Source organism: Roseovarius indicus, assembly GCF_008728195.1.
GTDB classification, from domain to species: Bacteria; Pseudomonadota; Alphaproteobacteria; order Rhodobacterales; family Rhodobacteraceae; genus Roseovarius; species Roseovarius indicus.
In genome coordinates, this window is record NZ_CP031598.1 from 310,131 (window position 1) to 330,295 (window position 20,165).

Here is a 20,165-nt window from a genome sequence, read left to right on the forward strand (position 1 = left end):
GGCAAGATGAAGCCGGGCGGGCTCGGCCTTGCCGGAAGGGCGTGACCGGTGGAGGCGGGGCGCGATTGGTGGGCGGGAGAGTGAGTATTTTTGGCAAGATGAAGCGGGGTGGGTTCGGCCCTGCCGGAAGGGCGGGACCGGGGGAGGCGGGGCGCGATTGGTGGGCGGGGGAGTGAGTATTTTTGGCAAGATGAAGCGGGGTGGGTTCGGCCCTGCCGGAATGGCGGGACCGGGGAGGCGCGGCCAGTTTGGCGGTCGAGGCATGAGTGGTTCCGGCGAAACGAGGACCGGGGCGCGCGCAGATGCGGCGCGGGGTGGCGGGGTCAGCCGCGCAGGGCCTTGATCAGCTCGTCCTTGGTCATGTCGCTGCGGCCCTCGATGCCGATGTCCTGGGCCTTGTCGTAGAGCTCTTCCTTGGTCCAGTCCTCGTAGGCCGGGTTCTTGCCGCCTTTCTTCGAGGGTTTCTGCTTGTCGTTGGCCTGGGCGTTGGCGATGCGGGCGGCTTTCTCCTTGGAGTAGCCCTTGTCGCGGAGTTCCTCGTAGGTGTCTTCGTTCTTGATGCTCGGGTCGGGCATGGGGTGGCTCCTTCTGGCGGTGCTCTCTAGGGTAACGCCGGAGCGGAGGGGTGGTTCCGCCCGGGGGCCGTCAGGGCTGGGGCAGCGGCCGGCGCCCCAGCTTGCGTTCGCGGAAGAAGACGAAGAGCCCCGAGCCCACCACCAGCGCGATACCGGCGAAGGCCATCGTGCCCGGCAGGTCGCCGAAGATGTAGTAGCCGAGCAGCGTGGCGCAGACGATTTCGAGGTACTGGATCGATGCCAGCAGCGAGGCGGGCGCGAAGGAGAGGGCGAAGCTCAGGCAGACATGGCTGATCGTCGCGACGACCCCGAGGCCCAGCAGCAGTGTCAGGTCGCGCGGGTCGGGCCAGACCGGGTCGAGCGGGGCGAAGCCGGAGCCGTCGAACGCCGCCAGGATCGGGACGGCGAGGGACAGCGCGGCGATGCCGGTATAGATCTGCAGGGTGATCGGGTGCATCCGCGTGGCCATGCGCCGGGTCAGGATCATGTAGAAGGCAAAGCACAGCGCCGTGACCAGCGGCAGAAGCGCCGTCGGCCCGACCTCGGCAAAGCTGGGCTGGATGATCAGCAGCGCCCCGGCAAAGCCGATGCCGCAGGCGATGTAGCGGCGCGGGCCGATGGGTTCGCCCAGGAGGAGGCCGCCGAGCAGGGTCAGGATGAAAGGCTCGACGAAGAAGATGGCGATGGAATCGGCGATGGGCATCACGCGGATGGCGGTGAAGAAGAAGGCGGTGGCGATGAGCAGAAGCGTGGCGCGGGCGAGGTGCAGGCCGATTTCGCCCGCTTTCGGGCGGTGCAGCCAGCCGAAGGCCAGGGCCAGCGGCAGCAAGAGCGCCGCCTGGGCGAGAAACCGGGTGGTCGCGACCTGGCCCACGGCGACGGCGTCGCTGGTCAGCTTGGCGAAACTGTCCTGAACCGGGGCCAGGATGCAGAAGCCGATCATCAAGAGAATACCAAGGCCCGTCCGGCCGGTGTCCGCGCTCATTCTGTCCTGCCTGTGATGGGGTCGTTCCTGGGCGGCAATGCACAGAAAAGCGGCAGGAGGTGCAAGGGGAAACTGGCGCCCTGCTGACGGGATCGGTCTGCGGTCAGCAGTTGGGCACGTTCACCGCGAGGCCGCCAAGCGAGGTTTCCTTGTACTTCTCGCTCATGTCCGCGCCGGTCTGGCGCATGGTCTCGATGCAGGCGTCGAGCGGGACGAGATGCGTGCCGTCGCCGCGCAGCGCGAGGCTGGCGGCGCTGACCGCCTTGATGGCGCCGAGGCCGTTGCGTTCGATGCAGGGCACCTGGACGAGGCCCTTGACCGGGTCGCAGGTCATGCCGAGATGGTGTTCGAGCGCGATTTCGGCAGCGTTCTCGATCTGTTGGGGCGTGCCGCCGAGTACGGCCGCCAGCCCGGCCGCACCCATGGCCGCCGCGCTGCCGACTTCGGCTTGGCAGCCCGCTTCGGCGCCGGAGATCGAGGCGTTGTATTTCACCAGCCCGCCGATGGCGGCGGCGGTGAGCAGGAAATCCTCGACATGGGCCTCGGAGGCGCCGGGCACGTGTTCCAGCCAGTACTTGATGACCGCCGGCACGACGCCCGCCGCGCCGTTGGTGGGGGCCGTCACGACCTGACCGCCGGCGGCGTTCTCCTCGTTGACGGCCATGGCATAGGCGCTCATCCAGTCGTTGATCTTGTGGGGCGCGTTGAGGTTGGTGCCGCGCTCGGCGTCGAGCGCGTCGGCGATGCCCTTGGCGCGGCGCTTGACGTAGAGCCCGCCGGGAAGCTCGCCCTCGGTCGTGAGGCCCCGTTCGATGCAGTCGTTCATCACCTGCCAGATGCGGCGCACGCCCGATCTGAGGTTCTCGGACCCGCCGCGCGAGATTTCGTTGGCCTTCTTCATCTGGGCGATGGTCTTGCCGCTGGTTTCGGCCATCTCCAGCATCTCGACCGCGCTTTTGAACGGGTAGGGGACGGGCTCGCCCTCGTCGGTGTTGCGCCCCGCCGCCAGCTCGGCCTCGGTCATCACGAAGCCGCCGCCGATGGAGTAATAGGTCTCCTGCAGGATGACGTCGCCCTGCTTGTCGGTGGCCATCAGGATCATGCCGTTGGCATGGCCGGGCAGGTTGGGGCCGAAGTCGAAACTCAGGTCGTTTTTCGGGTCGAATTGCAGCGTGCCGAGGCCCTCGGGTTTGACGGTGTGGGTCTCGCGGATCTCCTCGAGCACCTTTTCGGCCGCGTCATGGTCGTAGGTGTCGGGCAGGAAGCCGGCGAGGCCGAGGATGGTGGCCCGGTCGGTGGCGTGGCCGACGCCGGTGAAGGCCAGAGAGCCGTGCAGCGTGCCCTTCACCCCGTGAAAGCCGAAGGGGGCCGCGCGCATCTTTTCGAGGAATTTCCCTGCTGCCACCATCGGCCCCATCGTGTGCGAGGAGGACGGGCCGATGCCGACCTTGAACATTTCGAAGACGGAAAGAAACATCAGGTGGCGCTGCCTTCTGGTGGTGTTGCGTGTCGCGGGGCCGTGAACGGCGTTTCGCCCAGGCCTTCGGCATGTATGGCAGCCCTGACGCTGTTACAACGTTCCAGACGCGTCGCCATCGCCTGCAAATGCGGCCAGTCGGCGAGGTTGAACCAGCTGTTGTCTTCGGCGGCCGGGTAGATTTGCAGCCAGCGCAGGAGGCAGGCGAGGTAGAGGTCGAGCGCCGAGGGGGCGGGGCCGCAGAGCCAGGCGGGCGATTGCGCGGCCTGGGTTTCGAGGAGGCCCACGTGGCGGCTGATCTCGCCCTTGAGATGGGCGCGCAGGGTGGCCTGCGCGGCTGGGTCGCCGCCCACATATTGGTCGGGGTAGAACCGCATCCGCATCGCCACGTGGAGCGTGTTGGAGGTGAAGAACAGCCATTTGAGGAAGGCGCCGCGCCCGGGGGCTTCGGGGACGGGGGCCAGCGTGCCGTGCCGGTCGGCCAGCCAGAGCAGGATCGCACCGGTCTCGAAGATCGCGCCGTCGGGGGTTTCCAGCGCGGGGATCAGGCCGGCGGGGTTCACCGCGAGATAGGCGGGCGCCTTGTGGCCGCGCGCCTTGCGGTCGATCAGCGCGGTTTCATAGGGCAGGCCCAGCTCCTCCAGCGCGAGGCGGATGATGAGCGAGGCGTTGTCGGGGGCGTAATGCAGGCGGTAGGTCATGGGTCGCGATTACGGCGGGGCGCGGGGGCTGTCACGCCGGAAAACGACCTCGGGCTGGCTGGATCGGAGAATTTCACCTGGCGTTAACCGAGTCGCCCTAGCCTTGGCCGGGCATATCCCGAAAGGAGGGCTGCCCATGTCCGCTGCCTGGTTCGTTCTGTTTCTCGCCACGCTCTGGCTTGCCATGTTCGGCGCCGACCCGGGGCGCGCGGTGACGCTTCCGCTGCAGGTGGGGGTCAGCCCGCCCGTCTAGGGCCCCGTTCCCGGCATTTTTTGGGGCAATTGCCCCTCGCACCGTCCGCGCAACTCTCTTATAACCGCGTGGAGTGTTCGGGGAGTTGCCTGCCATGTCCGGAGAGTTGTCGCCCATCGACAAGGCCAAATTCGTCGCGGCCAAGCGGTCTGTCGACTATGTCGAGGACGGCATGCGCGTGGGGCTTGGCACGGGCAGCACCGCGGCGTGGATGGTGCGCTGCCTGGGCGAGCTGGTGCGGGATGACGGGCTGAAGATCCGCGGTGTGCCCTCCTCGACCCGGACGGCCGAGCTGGCGCGTGACGTGGGCATCGAGGTCATCAGCATCGACGAGGCCAAGTGGCTTGACCTGACGATCGACGGCGCCGACGAGTTCGACGGCAACCTCAACCTGATCAAGGGCGGCGGCGGGGCGCTGTTGCAGGAGAAGATCGTCGCCACCGCCTCCGATCAGATGATCGTGATCGCGGATATCGGGAAAGAGGTCGAACATCTCGGCGCTTTCCCCCTGCCTGTCGAGGTCATTCCCTTCGGCTGGCAGACCACCCGCGCGCTGATCGAAGAGCTTCTGGTCAGCATGGACGTGCTGGGCCGCGATGCCTCGCTTCGGATGAACGGGCGGCATCCCTACGTCACGGACGAGGGGAATTACATTCTCGACCTGCATCTGGGCCGCATCGGCGACCCGCACCAGATGGCCATGGTGCTCAACCAGATGCCCGGCGTCGTTGAAAACGGGCTTTTCATGGATATCTGCGACATCGTGATCATCGGCCATGGCAACGGGAAGGTCGAGACGCGCGATATCAACGAAGGCACGGTGGAAGAGGATCGTCTGGATTTCGTGGAATCCGACAACCTGTTCTCCGACCTGCAGGATTAGGACAAAAGTTATGGTATTCGACTACGATCTTTTCGTGATCGGCGGCGGCTCGGGCGGTGTGCGCGCGGCCCGGGTGGCGGCGCAGGGCGGCGCCAAGGTGGCGCTGGCCGAGGAAGACCGTTACGGCGGCACCTGCGTGATCCGGGGCTGTGTGCCCAAGAAGCTGATGGTGTTCGCCAGCGAATACCCGGGCCACATCGCCGATGCGCGGGCATATGGCTGGCAGGTCGAGCCGGGCCGCTTTGACTGGGACGCGTTCAAGACCAAGCTGCATGGCGAGCTTGACCGGCTGGAAGGCGTCTATCGCAACCTGCTGAAGAACTCGGGCGTCGAGGCCTACGATGCCCGCGCCACGCTGGAAGATGCGCATACGGTGAAGCTGTCGACCGGCGAGAGCTTTACCGCCAAGCATATCCTGCTGGCGACCGGCGGCCGCCCGGTCAGGCCTGACCTGCCGGGCGCCGACGAGGGGCTGGTGTCGAACGACATCTTCCACATGGACACCCTGCCCAAGTCGATGCTGATCATCGGGGGCGGGTATATCGCCTGTGAATTTGCCGGCATCCTGAACGGGCTTGGGGTGGAGGTGACGCAGTTCTATCGCGGCGCGCAGATCCTGCGGGGCTTCGACGAGGAGGCGCGCGGCCTGATCGCCGACGAGATGATCGCCTCGGGCATTCACCTGCATCTGGGCACCGATATCAAGCGGGTCGAGCAGGGCGGCGACGGCTACAAGGTGACCGGCACCAACGGCAGCGAACACACGTTCGAGAAGATCTTCTTCGCCACAGGCCGCACCCCCAATACCGACGGGATGGGGCTGGAAGAGGCCGGCGTGAAGCTTGGCCGCAAGGGCGAGGTCGTGGTGGACGAGTACAGCCAGACCAGCGTGCCCTCGATCTATGCGATCGGCGACGTGACCGACCGGGTGAACCTGACGCCGGTGGCGATCAGGGAAGGGATGGCCTTTGTCGAGACGGTGTTCAACGGCAACCCGACGCCTGTCGATCATGAGCTCATTCCCACGGCGATCTTCACCCAGCCCGAGTTCGGCACGATCGGCCTGTCGGAGGAAGAGGCGCAGGAGCAGGAGCCGATCGAGGTGTACGCGACCTCGTTCAAGCCGATGCAGCAGGCCTTTGCCGGGCGGAACGACCGGGTGCTGATGAAACTGATCGTGAGCCAGGAAACCCGCAAGGTTCTGGGCTGTCATATCGTCGCGCCCGGGGCGGGCGAGATGATCCAGCTGGCGGGCATCGCCGTAAAGATGGGCGCCACGAAAGAGGATTTCGACCGCACCGTGGCGGTGCACCCCACGATGTCGGAGGAGATCGTGACGATGAAAGCGCCGGTGCGCAGCGGTTGATTTTTGCCTGTTGATACACAGGTTATGAAGTAGCGTTTGGACGGACGCCAAAACAGAGGAAGAGGTTATATGGCTGGACATTCTGGCGGCCCCTGGGGCGGCGGCGGAAACTCGGGAGGCAACGGGGGCGACGACGACGACCGCCGTGGCAACCGGGGCGGGCGACGGCCCCCCGAAGGCGGGTCGCAAATCCCCGAGATCGACGAGCTCGTCAAGAAAGGCCAGGATCAGCTGCGCGTCCTCATGGGCGGGCGCGGCGGCTCTGGCCGCGGCAATGGCAGCACGCCGGGCGGCGGCGGGCCGTCGTTCGGGCGCGGCGCCTTCGTGCTTGGCGGCCTGATTGCCGTTGTTTTGTGGGCCACGGCCAGCTTTTACACCGTCAAGCCGGAAGAGCAGTCTGTCGAACTGTTCCTCGGCAAGTATTACTCGACCGGTGACCCGGGTCTGAACTTTGCCCCGTGGCCGCTCGTGACCGCAGAGGTCATCAACGTGACCTCGGAGCGGACCGAGAATATCGGCAGCGGCCGGGGTTCGTCGGGTGGTGACGGGCTGATGCTGACCACCGATGCCAATATCGTGGACATCGATTTCCAGGTGGTCTGGAACATCAACGACCCCGCCAAGCTTCTGTTCAACATCCGCGATCCGCAGCTGACGGTTCAGGCGGTGTCGGAGGCGGTCATGCGCGAGATCATCGCCGCGACCAACCTGGCGCCGATCCTCAACCGCGACCGTGGCATCATCGCCGATACGGCGCGCGAGAACATCCAGACGACGCTCGACGAGTATGACAGCGGCATCAACATCGTCCGGGTCAACCTCGACACGGCCGACCCGCCGCGCGAGGTGATCGACGCCTTCCGCGAGGTGCAGGCCGCCGAGCAGGAACGTGATCGGCTGCAACGCCAGGCCGACGCCTATGCCAACCGCGTTCTGGCCGAGGCCCGCGGTGAAGCCGCGCAGGTTCTCGAACAGGCCGAGGGTTACCGGGCCCGCGTGGTCAACGAAGCCATCGGTGAGGCGAGCCGCTTCATCGCCGTGGCGCAGGAGTTCAACCAGGCCCCCGAAGTGACCCAGCGCCGTCTCTACCTCGAAACGGTCGAGCGCACGCTTGGCAAGATGGACAAGATCCTGCTGGACGAAGCCACCGGTGAAAACGGTCAGGGCGTGCTGCCCTACCTGCCGCTTGATCAATTGCGCCGGTCGCAGACCGACAACGGAGGATCGAACTGATGCGTAAATCCGCGCTACTCCTTCCCATCCTCGCCGTTGTTGTCATCGGCATCCTGTCCTCGCTCTACATCGTGGACGAACGCGAGAAGGCCCTCGTGCTGCAATTCGGCCAGATCAAGAAGGTCGTCGACGAACCGGGCCTGGGCGTGAAGGTACCCCTGATCCAGGAAGTCGTGCGGTACGACCGCCGGATCCTGTCGCTGGATACCGACGCGATCGAGGTGACCCCGTCGGATGACCGCCGGCTGGTGGTCGACGCCTTCACCCGCTACCGGATCGCCGACGTGGTCCAGTTCCGGCAGGCTGTCGGCATCGGCGGCACCCGTGTCGCCGAAGACCGGCTGGCCTCGGTTCTGAACGCCCAGATCCGCGAGGTGCTGGGTGCCGACCAGGTCACATCCGACACGATCCTGTCGCCGCAGCGGCGTGACCTTGCCGTTCGCATCCTCGAACAGGCGCGCGCCAGCGCGGCGGGGCTTGGCCTCGAGATTGTCGACGTGCGGCTGAAGCAGACCAACCTGCCGCAGCAGAACCTCGACGCCACCTTCGCCCGGATGCGGGCGGAACGGGAACGCGAGGCTGCCGACGAGATCGCCCGCGGTAACGAGGCGGCGCAACGCGTGCGCGCCGCCGCCGACCGGACCGTGGTGGAAACCGTGTCGAACGCCGAACGCGAGGCCGAGATCGCCCGCGGTGAGGCCGATGCCGAACGGAACCGGATCTATGCCGAAGCCTTTGGCAACAATCCGGATTTCTTCTCCTTCTACCGGTCGCTCTCGGCGCTGGAACGGTCGATGAACCAGGAAAACTCGACCATCGTCTTCTCGCCGCAAAGCGAGTTCCTTGGCCCGATGTTCGACGCCGTGCGCGCCGACGGGCTGGGCGAGGTTGCCGTCGACGAGATCGACCTGGATCGCCTTCGCGAAATGGCCCCGGAAACCGAGATTTCCCCGGACCTGCCCGAAAGCGAGCGGCGGCGGCTGGAAGAGGACGCGGCCCAGCAGGAAGCCGAGCAGGAGGCCGAAGCGGCTGAAACCTCCGGGGACGAAGAGGCCGACGCCGGTATCGTCGACCCCGATGAGGTCGACACCGATACCGAAGCCGAAGCTGACGCCGGCATCGTCGATCCGGACGAGGTCGACACCGATACCGCCGATGAGGAACCGGCCGACGACGCGGCGGCCGACGACGCCGCCGCGGACGAGCCCGCCGGTGAGGATGTCGAAAATTGATCGCCACGTTTTTCCTGGCCCTCGGGCTGGTACTTGTGGTCGAGGGGCTGGTGTACGCACTGGCCCCTTCGCTTGTCGAGCAACTGCTGGCCGCGCTGCGCGCCATTCCGGAGGACAGCCGCCGGCTGATCGGGCTTGCGTCGATCGCCTTCGGGCTGCTTCTCGTGTGGTGCGCGAAGATGCTCGGCGCGTGATCTGGGCGCTTGATTTGGCGGTCGCGACCGGTTCACATGGTCGTGACAGATGCTTGTCACCTTTTGCGTATCGGCATTGCGTTCATACATAGTCGCTCAGGACACCAACTGCCCTACCGATGATGACAATCGGATCAATCCGGAGGAGAGTTTCCATTGACAGCAAAAACCATCACCAAAACCCGGGACGACCGCGGCATGCTGCGGGCCTTCTGGCTGACGGCGCTCGCCATGGGCCTCGTCATTGCCCAAGCCATCGCGGCACAGGCGCGCCCCGACAGTTTTGCCGACCTCGCTGACACGGTCAGCCCCGCGGTCGTCAACATCACCACGTCCACCGTGGTGGCGCAGGGCACCGGGCCCTCGCCGATCGTCCCCGAGGGTTCGCCCTTCGAGGACTTCTTCCGTGAATTCCAGGATCGCAACGGCGACCGGCCCCGCCGCACCTCGGCGCTGGGCTCGGGCTTCGTGATCTCGGAAGACGGCTACGTGGTCACCAACAACCACGTCATCGAAAGCGCCGACGAGGTGATCATCGAGTTCTTCTCGGGCGAGGAGCTGACGGCGGAAGTCGTGGGCACCGACCCCAAGACCGATATCGCGCTTCTGAAGGTCGATACGGACAAGCCGCTGCCCTTCGTCAGCTTCGGCGACAGCGACACCGCCCGCGTGGGCGACTGGGTGATCGCCATGGGCAACCCGCTGGGGCAGGGCTTCTCGGTGTCTGCCGGGATCGTTTCGGCCCGCAACCGGGCGCTCAGCGGTACCTATGACGACTACATCCAGACCGACGCCGCGATCAACCGCGGCAACTCGGGCGGGCCGCTGTTCAACCTCGATGGCCAGGTCATCGGCGTGAACACCGCGATCCTGTCGCCCAATGGCGGCTCGATCGGCATCGGCTTCTCGATGGCGTCGAACGTGGTGACCCGGGTGGTCGACCAGCTGCGCGAATACGGCGAAACCCGCCGCGGCTGGCTTGGCGTGCGCATCCAGGACGTGACCGACGACGTGGCCGAGGCGATTGGCCTCGAGAAGGTCTCGGGCGCCCTTGTCACCGACGTGCCCGAAGGCCCGGCCGCCGAGGCCGGCATGGAAGCGGGCGACGTGATCATGTCGTTCGACGGCAAGGAAGTCACCGACACCCGCAGCCTGGTGCGCCAGGTGGGCAACAGCCCGGTGGGCAAGACGGTGCGCGTGGTGGTCTTCCGTGACGGCAAGACCAAGACGCTGAAGGTCGAGCTTGGCCGCCGCGAAGAGGCCGAGGGCGCCATCCCCGCCGCCCAACCCGGCGAGGACGAGCCCGAAGCCCAGGAAACCGAGAAGACCGTTCTCGGCCTGACCCTCGCTCCGCTCGACGACGAGCTGCGCGAGCAGCTGGAGCTTGACGGCGATACCGAAGGCCTTGTGGTCAAGGATATCGACACGCTGGCAGAGGCCTACGAGAAGGGCATGCGCGCCGGTGACGTGATCACCGAGGCCGGCCAGCAGAAGCTGCGTGCCATCGGCGACCTGGAAGACCGCATCGCGGATGCACGGGAAGCCGGGCGCAAATCGCTCCTGCTTCTGGTCCGCCGCGCCGGCGAGCCGCGTTTCGTGGCGCTGTCGCTGGATGAAGGCGAAAACGGCGGCAGCAGCAGCGAGTAAGCGCTGCGCCCATAGCTGAAACGACGGCAGCCCCGGAGGAAACTCCGGGGCTGTTGTCATTTCTCGACCTGGCGCGCGGTGCCGCTTTCTTGAAAAGAAAGCGGATCGAAATCTTTTGAAGATTTCGACCTCGTTAGGGCCACATCCGTGCCGCGTGAAGCACTCGCAGCACTGTGACCACCGTGGGGCGCTCGGCATAGATCACGATGTAATTGTGGTGAACGACCAGCTCCCGCGTACCATGAACCCGGCCGGGGCGTCCTGTCTTTGGCTGCTCGGCAAGGCGGGCCACCCTGGCCTCGATCTTCTCCAAAAGGGCCAGTGCCGCGTCGGGGTTATCGTTCGAGATGTAGTCGACGATGGCCATCAGGTCAGCCACCGCCGACGCCTTCCATTCCAGTTCAGGCACCGCGTTTCCTGTTGATCAGCGCGCGAGCATCCTGCATGGCCTCGTCATGCGGCGTCGCTGGCCCGGTATCGGCCAGCGCCTCCTGAACCTTTTTGCGAAACCAGGCGTCATACGCCTCCGGATCGGCGGTCAGGCCCGCGGGCAGCCCCCCTTCCGCCGCCACGCGGGTCAGCAGGATACGTACCGCATCCGACAGAGTCAGGCCGACGCCGGAAAGGGCTTCGGCGGCCTGCGCCTTCAAATGGTCATCGACGCGAACATGAAGCATTGAGGTTCGGGCGGGCATGGGATGATCTCCTTTACTGGGAAGATATATATCTCAATTGAGATACGCTCAAGCGTCCGTCAACGAAAAAGGGCGCCCCCGAAGGCGCGCCCCGTTGTCTCGCGATCCAGCGCCTCAGAACGACTGGGTCGTGTAATCCACCTCGTCGGGGTAGAACGTGTCCTCGATCGAGGTGGTGTGCACGCGCTTGAGGAACCCGTCCTCGACCCGGCTGATATACTGGTGGCCGAACACCTGGTGGGTCTTGCCGTTGAACTGCTTGGCCCCCTGCGGGTGCTCGTTCGAGTGTGGCATCTCGGTCATCGCCTCGACCGCCTCGATCAGCGCGGCGCGGTCATCCGGGCCCTTGTAGTCACAGGCTTCCATCCCGGCCTTGAGCGTGTAGAGCGTCTCCCAGCAGCCGAACATGTGGGCATAGGTCGACACGTCGGTGGCATCGCTGACCGAGGCGCCGCGTTCGTCGACGCCCACCTGCTCGCGGAAGAACTTGTCGAACTCCGACTGGTCTTCCTGGGCGTGGCGCGGGTTGCCCTCCCAGAAGTAGGTGTCGTTGAGGTATTCGAGGCCGGGGCTGGCCAGGTCGACCGCCTCGAGGCTGTCGATGAAGCCGAACATTTCCGGCCGCGACGGCCCGAAGAACTCGCCCAGCTCCTTCACGAAGGTCAGAACGGCCGGCCCCACCATGACGTGATACAGCACTTCCGTCTCGCGCGGGATCTTGGGGAAATACTTGGTGAACGACGTCTCGGACGGCGGGATGGCGATATGCTCGAGCACCTCGCCGCCCTGCGCCTCGATCGCCGAGGTGAAGAAATCGCGGTGATCGTGGCCGAAGGCGAAATCGGGGAACACCATGGTGACCTTCTTGCCGAGGTTCTCCGACACGTAGGGCGCCATCGCCTGCACCTGGCTTTTCACGTCGGTGATGCCGGGCTGCAGGGTATAGCGGTTGAGCATGCCCGAGGCCACGTGATGCCCTTCCGAGACCACGAAATAGGGCAGCTTCAGCTCGCCCGCCCGCGGGGCCGAGCCGATCACCACGTGGCTGAACAGCGTGCCGAAGCCCACGTCGCAGCCATGCTGGTTGGCGAATTTCTCGACCACCTCGGCGCCGCGCTTGGGGTCGGTGCCGTCATCCTCGGCGACGATCTCGACCATGCGGCCGTTGATGCCGCCCGCGTCGTTGATCAGCTTGGCGGCGGCCTGGGTGGTGCGGTCGTACCAGCGGCCATAGGCGGCGCCGATGCCGGTGCGGTGGACCTGGAAGCCCACCTTGATCGGCTCGGAGGTCTGCGCGTCGGCAAAACGCGCCCAGAGCGGCAGGCTTGCCGCGCCCGCCGCGCCACCCGCCAGTGTCTTCAATGCGCCCCGGCGCGTCGTGCCCTTGATGAGTTTGGTCATAGCAAGCTCTCCCTGTTGCTTGACCCAAGTCTGCGAAGCGTCAGGCCATTTGTCCAGCAGTTTGCGCGCGCTACAGCCCGCGGGGCGAGGCCAGAAGCCAGAGACCGAACACCGTATAGGCAACCATGAAGGCCGCCAGCGGCGCCTGCCCGAGAACGGCGCGCCGGGTGCCGGGCGTGTCGCGCAACGCCAGCGCATGGGCCAGCAGGATGGCGATGACATGGCCGATGACCACGGCACCGGCCTGGCTCAGCCAGATCACCTTGACCGTGCCGGGCGTGTTGAAAAAGCCGGTGGTGACATAGAAATCGCCGAGGCCCAGCAGGTTGGCGCCGTTGCCCAGCGGGTCGTTCAGCGCCTTCGCCACGTATTGCCCGTCGACCAGGATGGCCGTCAGGTAATGCGCCACGTGATAGCCCAGCGCGATCGGCAGGATCGACGGGGCAAACAGGCAGAACGCCTGTTTCAGCGGCCGGCGCGTGCCGGCGATCCGCTCGCCCAGCCACAGGCAGGCGGCGAAGGCGGCGATCAGGGCGAGGTTGCAGACCACCAGCCCGATCAGCGTCTGCGCGATCACCGCCGAGCGGCCGGGGAACTCCAGCGGGTTCACCCCCAGCACGCCCATCCACCAGAAGGTCTCGTTCAGCCCGTCGAAACTGCCGGTGCCCAGCAGCACCAGCGTGAAGACGGCCAGCGCCAGCGGCGGCGCCTTCATGGAAATCACCTGCCAGCCCGGCAGCCCCGCCGCCACCCGGCCCCGCGCCCGGCCCAGCAGGCCCATCCGCGCATAGATCCGCATCAGCACCGTGATCCCCTCGGCCCGCACCATCCAGGCCGGGCCAAAGAGCACCAGGCCCAGCAGCGCCACGTACCAATAGGCGCCCGCATAGGCGGCCAGTCTTGCCGGATCGGTCGGCGCGGGATCGGCCAAAAGAAACCCCGCGAACAGAAGGAAAATCCCCAGCGCCGGCCAATGCCCCAGCCGGCGCGGATAGCGCCACGGCGCCCGGCTGCCGGTGAGCTTCGTCAGCAGGGCCGCCGGCCCCGTCCACGGGTTCGTCCAGCGCCAGTGATTGCCGATCAGCCCCTGCACCGAGACCATGCCGATCCACCACACCGTCCAGACGAAAAGCGGCATCGGGTTCACCGACGGGTCGCGCGAACCGGTGAATCCCCGCCAGACGAGAAACGCCAGCACCACAGCCGCGAGGCAGGAGGTGACATGCCGGAGGGCCGCGCTCGCGGGCCACATCCGGACCGTCCGGAACAAGGCCTCCGCCGCGCCGGGCGGCAACAGCGCGAGCAGTACGACCGTCAGGGCAACGCTCGCCCCCCCGGCGGCGATGTAGACATCCGTGGGCAGAAGCAGCACGAAGCCCTGCTCCGAGGCATGCGCCAACGCCCCCTGCGCCGTCAGCGCGACAACCGCGAGGGCAGCGATTGCGGCAAGGGCGGATTTGGATATTTGGGCCAAGAAGAAGCGCAGGTGTCTGCCAGCTTCTTCTTGGTCAAAATATCCCCGCCGGAGGCATCCCGAAATCTGCCCCATGCGCGCGCGCCGATGGTTCATGTGCCGGTCTCCGCTTGCCTGTCCCGGCCACAGCGTCAGGTGCGCCGCCCGGCAAGTCAAGCGGCGCCGGTGTCACGTCTGCTCGGCGCGCTCCGCCACCTTGTCGACCTCGCCAAGGCTGAGCAGGTGGATCTCCCGTGCCAGCCGCAGCGTGGGCTTGAGGCAGAAGAGCAGCGAGCCCACCACGAAGAGCCAGATCGCCGCCGTCTCGGTGTCCTTCCAGAAGAACAGGATCGAGCCTACGAGAAAGCTCAGCGCGGCGCCGAAATCGGCGGCGGTGTGGGCGATTTCATAGGCGGCGTAAAGATCGCGGCTTTCCTGCGTCTTCTGCCGGTTTTCCTGCCTGAAAAGGGGCATGTCACATCTCCGGGTCTGGGGTGTTCGCGGGTCAACATAATCGCCCCGCGCCCCGTCGCAACCCGGCCGTAGGGTGGGTGACAACCCACCGTGCGGTGGCCCTTACCGCGACAGCCCGCCGTGCAGGGTCGGCACGTCGAGGCTTGAAAACCCGTAATGCCGCAGCCAGCGCAGGTCGGAATCGAAGAACGCCCGCAGGTCGGGGATGCCGTATTTCAGCATCGCCAGCCGGTCGATGCCGATGCCGAAGGCGAAGCCCTGCCAGCGGTCGGGGTCGATATTGCCGGCCTGAAGCACCTTGGGGTGCACCATGCCCGAACCGAGGATTTCCATCCAGTCGTCGCCCTCGCCGATCTTCAGCGTGCCGCCTTCCCAGGAGCAGCGGATATCGACCTCGGCCGAGGGTTCCGTGAACGGGAAATGCGAGGCGCGGAAGCGCAGCTCGACCGAGTCGACTTCGAAGAAGGCCTTCACGAACTCCTCGAGGCACCATTTCAGGTTCGCCATCGAGATGTCGGTATCCACCGCCAGCCCCTCGACCTGGTGGAACATCGGCGTGTGGGTCTGGTCGAAATCCGCGCGGTAGACGCGGCCCGGGCAGATCACCCGCAGCGGCGCGCCCTGCAGCTCCATCGAGCGGATCTGCACCGGCGAGGTATGGGTGCGCAGCACGTGGGGCGGGCGGTTGTCGCCCTCGGCGCGGTGCATGTAGAACGTGTCCATCTCGGCCCGCGCGGGGTGGTGGCCGGGGATGTTGAGCGCGTCGAAATTGTGCCAGTCGCTTTCGATCTGCGGGCCTTCCGCGACCGAGAAGCCCATATCGGCGAAGATCGCCGTGACCTCTTCGGTCACCTGGCTGACCGGGTGGATCGTGCCGCTGCGCCGGGGCCGGCCGGGCAGGGTGACGTCGAGCCACTCGGTTTTCAGCCGCTCATCGAGCGCCGCATCGGCCAGCGCCGCCTTCTTGGCCGCCAGCGCCGAGTTGATCTCGTCCTTCAGCGCGTTCAGCTTCGGCCCGGCTTCCTGCCGTTCCTCGGGCGTCATCTTGCCCAGCTCGCGCATCTTCAGGCTGACCTCGCCCTTCTTGCCGACGGCCTGCACGCGCAGGTCCTCGAGCGTGGCCTCGTCGCCGGCCTCGGAAATCAGGGAAATATACTTGTCGCGCAGATCGTCCATCGCGGGGCGCCCTTGGTTGTGCTGTCGGCTGTCCTGCTAGCCGGGCGGGGCCGCGAATGCAAGCGGTGGCAGGGGCTTTCGCGCTAGCGCAGGGCCTTGGCGTAATCCGCGGTGAAGGCCGCATAGCCCTCGGATGTCACCGCATGCCGGCCTTCCATGTGCCCGTGCAGCTCCGGCAGGCGGTGGAAGGGCACGTTGGGCAGGGTGTGATGCTCGACATGGTAGGGCATGTTCCAGGCGAGGAACCGGATGATGCGGTTGGTACAGGTGGTGCGCGTGTTCTCGAACATGTTGGCGACAAAGGCGCAGCGCCCGTGCTCGGCCAGCAGGTAGAGCCGGAGAAAGGGTTGCCCCACGAGACAGGGCAGCAGCCAGACCCAGAAGAGCAGCGGCGTGACCAGAAGGCTTGCCAGCGCCACGGCGTAGATCGCCAGCATCCAGCGCGCCTCTGCCACCACGCGGGGCCGGGCACGCGCCGGAATATAGCGCCCCGGGTCGCGCCCCAGCGCGTTCTGCACCGTAATGCCGATCATCGCCCCCCAGAAGGGCAGGCCCGAGACGTGGCGGATATACTGCCCCCAGGTTTCCGGCTTGCCGCCCGCCACAAGCTCGGGGTCCTTGTCGGGGATGTTGGTGAAGCGGTGATGGGCGAGGTGGAAATACCGGAACCACTCGAAGGGCTGACAGATGAGCAGGCCGCTGACCCGCCCGACCCATTCGTTGATCCAGAGCGTGCGGAAGGGCGTCTTGTGCGTCGCCTCGTGTTCCAGCGTGAAGAGGAAGCAGATCGTGATGCCCTGCGCGACCACCGCCAGGGGCCAGAGCCACCAGCCCTGCGCGATCCACACGCCGAACAGCCCGATCAGCCCGAAATGCCCGGCCAGGTGGCGCAGGCCGGGGGCATCGGCGGTGGCGTTCAGATCGGCCAGCACCTCGCGCGGCAGGGCGGCGGTGAATTGCTTGTGGTCCATGGTGCAGAGCCTATGCAGGCGTCGCCCCTGCGGCAAGGGGCATCGAAGAGTGCCCCCCTCGCGCTTTCGTCAGTTGACAGTGTCTGCCCGGATTCATAGCGGATGTAGGCGACTCTTTTTCTCAAGTAAGGCAGGTAACGATGCGCTCCTTTTCCCCCGCTGACCAGATTCTCTTCGGCCTGATGAATGCCAGCCTGTTGTTCACCATCGCCTACTGGATTCTCGGCTTCGACCGGCAATTCGCCACCGGCTTTGCCATCGAGGACGGCCCTGTCGAGTACGGCACGGCGCTGATGCTGCTGGTCTCGGCGCTGGTGCTGGCCTGGCAGGCGGTGCGGCAGTTTCGGATGGGGCAGGCACTGGCCGGGGTCTGCCTGGTGGTCTATGCGCTGATCTTCGTCTTCGGAACGGGTGAGGAGATTTCCTGGGGCCAGCGCATCTTAGGGCTGGAAACGCCCGACTACCTGATGGAGCGGAATTACCAGGAGGAGATCACGCTGCACAATATCGTGGTGGGCGGCAAGCAGCTGACCAAGACGGTGTTCGGGGGCGGGCTGACCGTGGCGATCCTGCTTTACCTGCTGGCGCTGCCGGCGCTTTACGGGAAATCCGCCGTCGTTACCCGGCTGGCCGACAGGCTGGCCGTGCCGGTGCCGCTCTGGCGCCACGGGATCATGGGCGTGGGCGCCAGCGTGGTGATGCTGGTGGTCGACATCCCCCGGCAGTGGGAGGTTTACGAGCTGGTCTTCAGCCTGCTCACGGTGTCGATCTTCCTTGCGCCTGCGAACCTTGCGGCCTTCGGGCGCCGCACGGCTACTTGAGCAGCATCCAGGCGCCCATCGCGATCATCACGAGGTTCTCGGTCAGCGAGACGAAGCCCAGGGGCACGTTGGAATTGCCGCCGACACAGGCGCATTTCAACTCGCGCTTGTCGACATAGACCGCCTTGAAGACCGAAACGGCGCCCACCGTGCCGATGAACAGCGCCACCGGCGCGGCCAGCCATATGAGCGCGCCGGCGATCATCAGGATGCCCGCCAGCGCCTCGCCGAACGGGTAGAGATAGCCGTAGGGCACCCAGCGCCGGGCGAGCAGGTCGTAGTTGAGGAACATGGTGGAGAAGCTCTCCACGTCCTGCAGCTTCTGCACGGCGAGAAGAGTCATGGCGGTGGCGGCGAACCACTCGACCGTGCGGATGGCGAAGACCGTGCCCAGCGATGCCCAGGCGATTGCCAGCGCGACCAGGGCCGAGACGGCAAAGATGGCGATGACGGGGGTGTAGGAGGTCTCGCCCTCCTTCGTCACCGAATGGCCGAGCCGTTCGCGCAACTCCTCGTAGCCGCCGACACGTTCACCGCCGATATAGGTCTGCGGCGTGGTCTTCACGCCTTCGCGCTCCATGAAAGCGTCCACCTCCTCGCGGTTGGTGAGCAGGTGGTCGTCGACCTCGTAGCCCGAGCGTTTGAGCAGCCAGCGCGATTTCAGTCCGAACGGGCAAAGGTGGCCCGGCATGTTCATCCGGTAAAGGCTGGCGGTGCGGGTGTCGGCGGGGGCGGTGGTGTCTGCGGTTGCATCGGTCATGATACTCATGAAACGTGCCAGCCCCGCTCCCTGTTCCGAGCCACGCCCGGCCCCGGCCACTCGCCCCACAGTTTCATTGTTCCAAAAATACTCGAATCCGCCGCCTGCCACGCGCGCGTCGGCTGCAACAGGATCGCCCCGGTCACGCCGGAAACAGCCTCGCAATCTCCTGCGCCTTGTCGCGCCCGCTCTGATAGGCGCCGCTGATGCGCCGCGCCGGGGCGGGGGGTGGCATAGCTGCCGCCGATCAGCGGGTTGCGGCGCCAGGTGCTGGTGCCGGTGGCGATGATCCGTTTGCCGAACGCGCTGCCGAAGGCGAGGCAAAGCCGCTCCACCGCCAGGGCGGTCATGGCGGCGGGGCCGTCGGCCACGGCCGCTCCGGCGGCGTCGCCGCCGAGATGGGCGATGAACACCGGGGGCGGGCCGGGCATGACCTGGAAATCCACAGCCGTCTGGCCCGAGCCGGGGTCGACCATGCAGAAGATCTTGCCCGCCACCTCCGGCGGCAGGTCGGGCACCGCCACCGCGACCTTTTCGTAGGTGCCGCAGGGCAGGTCGGCCACGGTCTCGAGAAACGCGGCGGTCTCGCCGCCGGTGAACCGGATCGCGCCGGACGTCAGAACGTTGGTCGAGACTGTCACGATCGCTGCACCTGCGGTGATCTGCCCGTCCGGGGTGTGAACCTCGACCGTGCCGGGGTGCTCGACGATCTGGTCGACGGGCAGGCCCGTCCTGATCGGCAGCCCGGCTGCCATGCCCGCAATCAGCGCGCCATAGCCCGAGACGACGGGCCAGTCGGCCCCGGTATCCTCGTAATCCCGGTAACCCGGGGCCGAAACCTGGTCCGGGTCGGCGCCCGCCATGTATTGCAGGATGCACCTGACCCCGGCGGTCCAGCGCCCCGCATCGGGCAGCACCTGCTGGATCGAGACGTCGCGGCCCGCCGATGCGGCCGCTTCGATCGCGGCGCAGGCCGCTTGCGTTGCGGCCCCGGCCTGCTCCAGCTCGGCAGGCGAGGCGAACCTGCCGCCCTGCCAGATGGCAAAGTGATCCTGGCGCTCTTCCATGAAATACGCCGCGCCCAGCCGGTCGGCCCAGGGCACCAGCGGATTGACATCGCCCGAATGCAGCCAGTGACAGCCGTGATCCCACGGAACGGGCAGGGAGGTCGTATCGGTCAGGGCGCGGCCGCCGATACGGTCGGCGGCCTCGAGCATGACAAAGCGCAGGCCGGTGCCGGCCAGTTCCAGCCCGGCCCCGATTCCGGCGGCCCCGGCCCCTATGATGACGACGTCGAATTCCGGCATCCGTCAGTTTTGCGGTACAGGTGCCTCAAACGCAACGGGGGCCGGAATTTTCGAAAATTCCGGGGTAGAAAATACGTATTTTCTACCCCGTTTTCCGCGCGGAAAACGGCGCCGGCCGCCCCCGTAAAAGAAAAACGCCGCCGGCATCTCTGCGCGGCGGCGTTTCCGTTTGTCCCTCGGTGCGACTGGCTTACTGGGCCAATGCGCTTTTTGCCTGCTCGACGATGGCGCCGAATGCCGCCGGCTCGTGCACGGCCAGGTCGGCGAGAACCTTGCGGTCGACCTCGACGCCGGCCAGGCTCAGGCCGTTGACGAAGCGCGAATAGGTCAGGCTTTCATCATGGGCGCGCACCGCGGCGTTGATCCGCTGGATCCACAGCGCACGGAAGTTGCGCTTGCGGTTCTTGCGGTCGCGGGTGGCGTACTGGTTGGCCTTGTCGACGGCCTGTGCCGCCACCTTGTAGGTGTTCTTGCGGCGGCCGTAATAGCCTTTCGCGGCGCTGGTGACTTTCTTGTGACGGGCGTGGGTAACTGTCCCACCTTTAACGCGTGCCATTGATC

The 20,165-nt window shown here is 66.3% G+C and carries 21 protein-coding genes; 7 read left to right on the forward strand and 14 right to left on the reverse strand.

Features of this window, described 5'->3' with window-relative positions:
* Positions 1-323: 323 nt before the first annotated feature.
* From RIdsm_RS01505 to RIdsm_RS01520, 4 genes are all read right to left on the reverse strand, one after another.
* Positions 324-575, reverse strand: a complete 252-nt coding sequence (locus tag RIdsm_RS01505) for a DUF7218 family protein (RefSeq protein ID WP_057816364.1) — start codon at positions 573-575, stop codon at positions 324-326.
* 70 nt (positions 576-645) lie between these two features.
* Entirely contained in the window at positions 646-1,560 is a 915-nt protein-coding gene (locus RIdsm_RS01510) for a DMT family transporter (RefSeq protein ID WP_057816363.1), read from the reverse strand.
* A gap of 103 nt (positions 1,561-1,663) precedes the next feature.
* A complete protein-coding gene (locus RIdsm_RS01515; RefSeq protein ID WP_057816362.1) occupies positions 1,664-3,037 on the reverse strand; it encodes an L-serine ammonia-lyase in 1,374 nt (457 codons plus the stop codon).
* Positions 3,037-3,738 carry a glutathione S-transferase family protein gene (locus tag RIdsm_RS01520; protein ID WP_057816361.1) on the reverse strand — a complete coding sequence of 234 codons (702 nt, stop codon included), beginning with the start codon at positions 3,736-3,738 and terminating at the stop codon, positions 3,037-3,039. The genes RIdsm_RS01515 and RIdsm_RS01520 overlap by 1 nt, the downstream gene beginning before the upstream one ends.
* Before the next feature lie 347 nt (positions 3,739-4,085).
* On the opposite strand from RIdsm_RS01520, the gene rpiA reads away from it, so the two are divergent.
* The 6 genes from rpiA to RIdsm_RS01550 all read left to right on the forward strand — a co-directional run bounded on the left by rpiA (position 4,086) and on the right by RIdsm_RS01550 (position 10,546).
* Complete coding sequence (rpiA, locus tag RIdsm_RS01525) at positions 4,086-4,874, forward strand: ribose-5-phosphate isomerase RpiA (RefSeq protein WP_057816360.1); 789 nt, start codon at positions 4,086-4,088, stop codon at positions 4,872-4,874.
* A gap of 10 nt (positions 4,875-4,884) precedes the next feature.
* Positions 4,885-6,240: a glutathione-disulfide reductase gene (gor, locus tag RIdsm_RS01530; protein WP_057816359.1), complete on the forward strand. Its 1,356-nt coding sequence runs from the start codon at positions 4,885-4,887 to the stop codon at positions 6,238-6,240.
* A 69-nt stretch (positions 6,241-6,309) separates the two neighbouring features.
* Positions 6,310-7,473, forward strand: a complete 1,164-nt coding sequence (hflK, locus tag RIdsm_RS01535) for an FtsH protease activity modulator HflK (RefSeq protein ID WP_057816358.1) — start codon at positions 6,310-6,312, stop codon at positions 7,471-7,473.
* Entirely contained in the window at positions 7,473-8,705 is a 1,233-nt protein-coding gene (gene hflC / locus RIdsm_RS01540) for a protease modulator HflC (protein WP_074940359.1), read from the forward strand. The genes hflK and hflC overlap by 1 nt, the downstream gene beginning before the upstream one ends.
* Positions 8,702-8,899, forward strand: coding sequence for a DUF2065 domain-containing protein (locus RIdsm_RS01545; RefSeq protein ID WP_082647388.1), 198 nt, complete (start codon positions 8,702-8,704; stop codon positions 8,897-8,899). Before hflC ends, RIdsm_RS01545 begins: the two co-directional genes overlap by 4 nt.
* Positions 8,900-9,097: 198 nt before the next feature.
* Positions 9,098-10,546 carry a DegQ family serine endoprotease gene (locus RIdsm_RS01550; RefSeq protein WP_057816465.1) on the forward strand — a complete coding sequence of 483 codons (1,449 nt, stop codon included), beginning with the start codon at positions 9,098-9,100 and terminating at the stop codon, positions 10,544-10,546.
* A gap of 133 nt (positions 10,547-10,679) precedes the next feature.
* Here the strand turns inward: RIdsm_RS01550 and RIdsm_RS01555 are convergent, their stop codons facing one another.
* From RIdsm_RS01555 to RIdsm_RS01580, 7 genes are all read right to left on the reverse strand, one after another.
* Positions 10,680-10,955, reverse strand: coding sequence for a type II toxin-antitoxin system RelE/ParE family toxin (locus RIdsm_RS01555; protein ID WP_074940361.1), 276 nt, complete (start codon positions 10,953-10,955; stop codon positions 10,680-10,682).
* Entirely contained in the window at positions 10,948-11,241 is a 294-nt protein-coding gene (gene relB / locus RIdsm_RS01560) for a type II toxin-antitoxin system RelB family antitoxin (RefSeq protein WP_057816357.1), read from the reverse strand. The genes RIdsm_RS01555 and relB overlap by 8 nt, the downstream gene beginning before the upstream one ends.
* A 114-nt stretch (positions 11,242-11,355) precedes the next feature.
* Complete coding sequence (locus RIdsm_RS01565) at positions 11,356-12,642, reverse strand: ABC transporter substrate-binding protein (protein WP_057816356.1); 1,287 nt, start codon at positions 12,640-12,642, stop codon at positions 11,356-11,358.
* 70 nt (positions 12,643-12,712) lie between these two features.
* Positions 12,713-14,116, reverse strand: coding sequence for a hypothetical protein (locus RIdsm_RS29995; RefSeq protein ID WP_074940392.1), 1,404 nt, complete (start codon positions 14,114-14,116; stop codon positions 12,713-12,715).
* A 168-nt stretch (positions 14,117-14,284) separates the two neighbouring features.
* Positions 14,285-14,569, reverse strand: coding sequence for a YrhK family protein (locus tag RIdsm_RS01570; RefSeq protein ID WP_057816355.1), 285 nt, complete (start codon positions 14,567-14,569; stop codon positions 14,285-14,287).
* Between the two features lie 102 nt (positions 14,570-14,671).
* Entirely contained in the window at positions 14,672-15,745 is a 1,074-nt protein-coding gene (gene pheS / locus RIdsm_RS01575; RefSeq protein ID WP_057816354.1) for a phenylalanine--tRNA ligase subunit alpha, read from the reverse strand.
* A gap of 83 nt (positions 15,746-15,828) precedes the next feature.
* Positions 15,829-16,716, reverse strand: a complete 888-nt coding sequence (locus RIdsm_RS01580) for a fatty acid desaturase family protein (protein ID WP_057816353.1) — start codon at positions 16,714-16,716, stop codon at positions 15,829-15,831.
* Positions 16,717-16,856: 140 nt separating this feature from the next.
* Between RIdsm_RS01580 and RIdsm_RS01585 the strand changes: the two genes are divergently transcribed.
* Complete coding sequence (locus RIdsm_RS01585; RefSeq protein WP_057816352.1) at positions 16,857-17,537, forward strand: hypothetical protein; 681 nt, start codon at positions 16,857-16,859, stop codon at positions 17,535-17,537.
* Here RIdsm_RS01585 and RIdsm_RS01590 read toward each other — a convergent pair.
* The 3 genes from RIdsm_RS01590 to rplT all read right to left on the reverse strand — a co-directional run bounded on the left by RIdsm_RS01590 (position 17,530) and on the right by rplT (position 20,160).
* On the reverse strand, positions 17,530-18,297 hold the full coding sequence (locus tag RIdsm_RS01590) for a MauE/DoxX family redox-associated membrane protein (RefSeq protein WP_057816462.1): 768 nt from the start codon (positions 18,295-18,297) through the stop codon (positions 17,530-17,532). The two genes, RIdsm_RS01585 and RIdsm_RS01590, sit on opposite strands and share 8 nt — an antisense overlap.
* Before the next feature lie 5 nt (positions 18,298-18,302).
* A complete protein-coding gene (locus RIdsm_RS01595) occupies positions 18,303-19,604 on the reverse strand; it encodes a flavin monoamine oxidase family protein (RefSeq protein ID WP_057816351.1) in 1,302 nt (433 codons plus the stop codon).
* 190 nt (positions 19,605-19,794) lie between these two features.
* The gene (gene rplT / locus RIdsm_RS01600) at positions 19,795-20,160 is read right to left on the reverse strand and encodes a 50S ribosomal protein L20 (RefSeq protein WP_057816350.1); all 366 of its coding nucleotides are present in this window, start codon (positions 20,158-20,160) and stop codon (positions 19,795-19,797) included.
* Between the last annotated feature and the right edge of the window lie 5 nt (positions 20,161-20,165).

What these genes read in the sequence shown, in the direction of transcription:
- RIdsm_RS01505 (WP_057816364.1), bottom strand. Translation starts at nt 575, where the DNA reads ATGCCCGACCCGAGCATCAAGAACGAAGACACCTACGAGGAACTCCGC.
- RIdsm_RS01510 (WP_057816363.1), bottom strand. Translation starts at nt 1,560, where the DNA reads ATGAGCGCGGACACCGGCCGGACGGGCCTTGGTATTCTCTTGATGATC.
- RIdsm_RS01515 (WP_057816362.1), bottom strand. Translation starts at nt 3,037, where the DNA reads ATGTTTCTTTCCGTCTTCGAAATGTTCAAGGTCGGCATCGGCCCGTCC.
- RIdsm_RS01520 (WP_057816361.1), bottom strand. Translation starts at nt 3,738, where the DNA reads ATGACCTACCGCCTGCATTACGCCCCCGACAACGCCTCGCTCATCATC.
- rpiA (WP_057816360.1), top strand. Translation starts at nt 4,086, where the DNA reads ATGTCCGGAGAGTTGTCGCCCATCGACAAGGCCAAATTCGTCGCGGCC.
- gor (WP_057816359.1), top strand. Translation starts at nt 4,885, where the DNA reads ATGGTATTCGACTACGATCTTTTCGTGATCGGCGGCGGCTCGGGCGGT.
- hflK (WP_057816358.1), top strand. Translation starts at nt 6,310, where the DNA reads ATGGCTGGACATTCTGGCGGCCCCTGGGGCGGCGGCGGAAACTCGGGA.
- hflC (WP_074940359.1), top strand. Translation starts at nt 7,473, where the DNA reads ATGCGTAAATCCGCGCTACTCCTTCCCATCCTCGCCGTTGTTGTCATC.
- RIdsm_RS01550 (WP_057816465.1), top strand. Translation starts at nt 9,098, where the DNA reads ATGCTGCGGGCCTTCTGGCTGACGGCGCTCGCCATGGGCCTCGTCATT.
- relB (WP_057816357.1), bottom strand. Translation starts at nt 11,241, where the DNA reads ATGCCCGCCCGAACCTCAATGCTTCATGTTCGCGTCGATGACCATTTG.
- RIdsm_RS01565 (WP_057816356.1), bottom strand. Translation starts at nt 12,642, where the DNA reads ATGACCAAACTCATCAAGGGCACGACGCGCCGGGGCGCATTGAAGACA.
- RIdsm_RS01570 (WP_057816355.1), bottom strand. Translation starts at nt 14,569, where the DNA reads ATGCCCCTTTTCAGGCAGGAAAACCGGCAGAAGACGCAGGAAAGCCGC.
- pheS (WP_057816354.1), bottom strand. Translation starts at nt 15,745, where the DNA reads ATGGACGATCTGCGCGACAAGTATATTTCCCTGATTTCCGAGGCCGGC.
- RIdsm_RS01580 (WP_057816353.1), bottom strand. Translation starts at nt 16,716, where the DNA reads ATGGACCACAAGCAATTCACCGCCGCCCTGCCGCGCGAGGTGCTGGCC.
- RIdsm_RS01585 (WP_057816352.1), top strand. Translation starts at nt 16,857, where the DNA reads ATGCGCTCCTTTTCCCCCGCTGACCAGATTCTCTTCGGCCTGATGAAT.
- RIdsm_RS01590 (WP_057816462.1), bottom strand. Translation starts at nt 18,297, where the DNA reads ATGACCGATGCAACCGCAGACACCACCGCCCCCGCCGACACCCGCACC.
- RIdsm_RS01595 (WP_057816351.1), bottom strand. Translation starts at nt 19,604, where the DNA reads ATGCCGGAATTCGACGTCGTCATCATAGGGGCCGGGGCCGCCGGAATC.
- rplT (WP_057816350.1), bottom strand. Translation starts at nt 20,160, where the DNA reads ATGGCACGCGTTAAAGGTGGGACAGTTACCCACGCCCGTCACAAGAAA.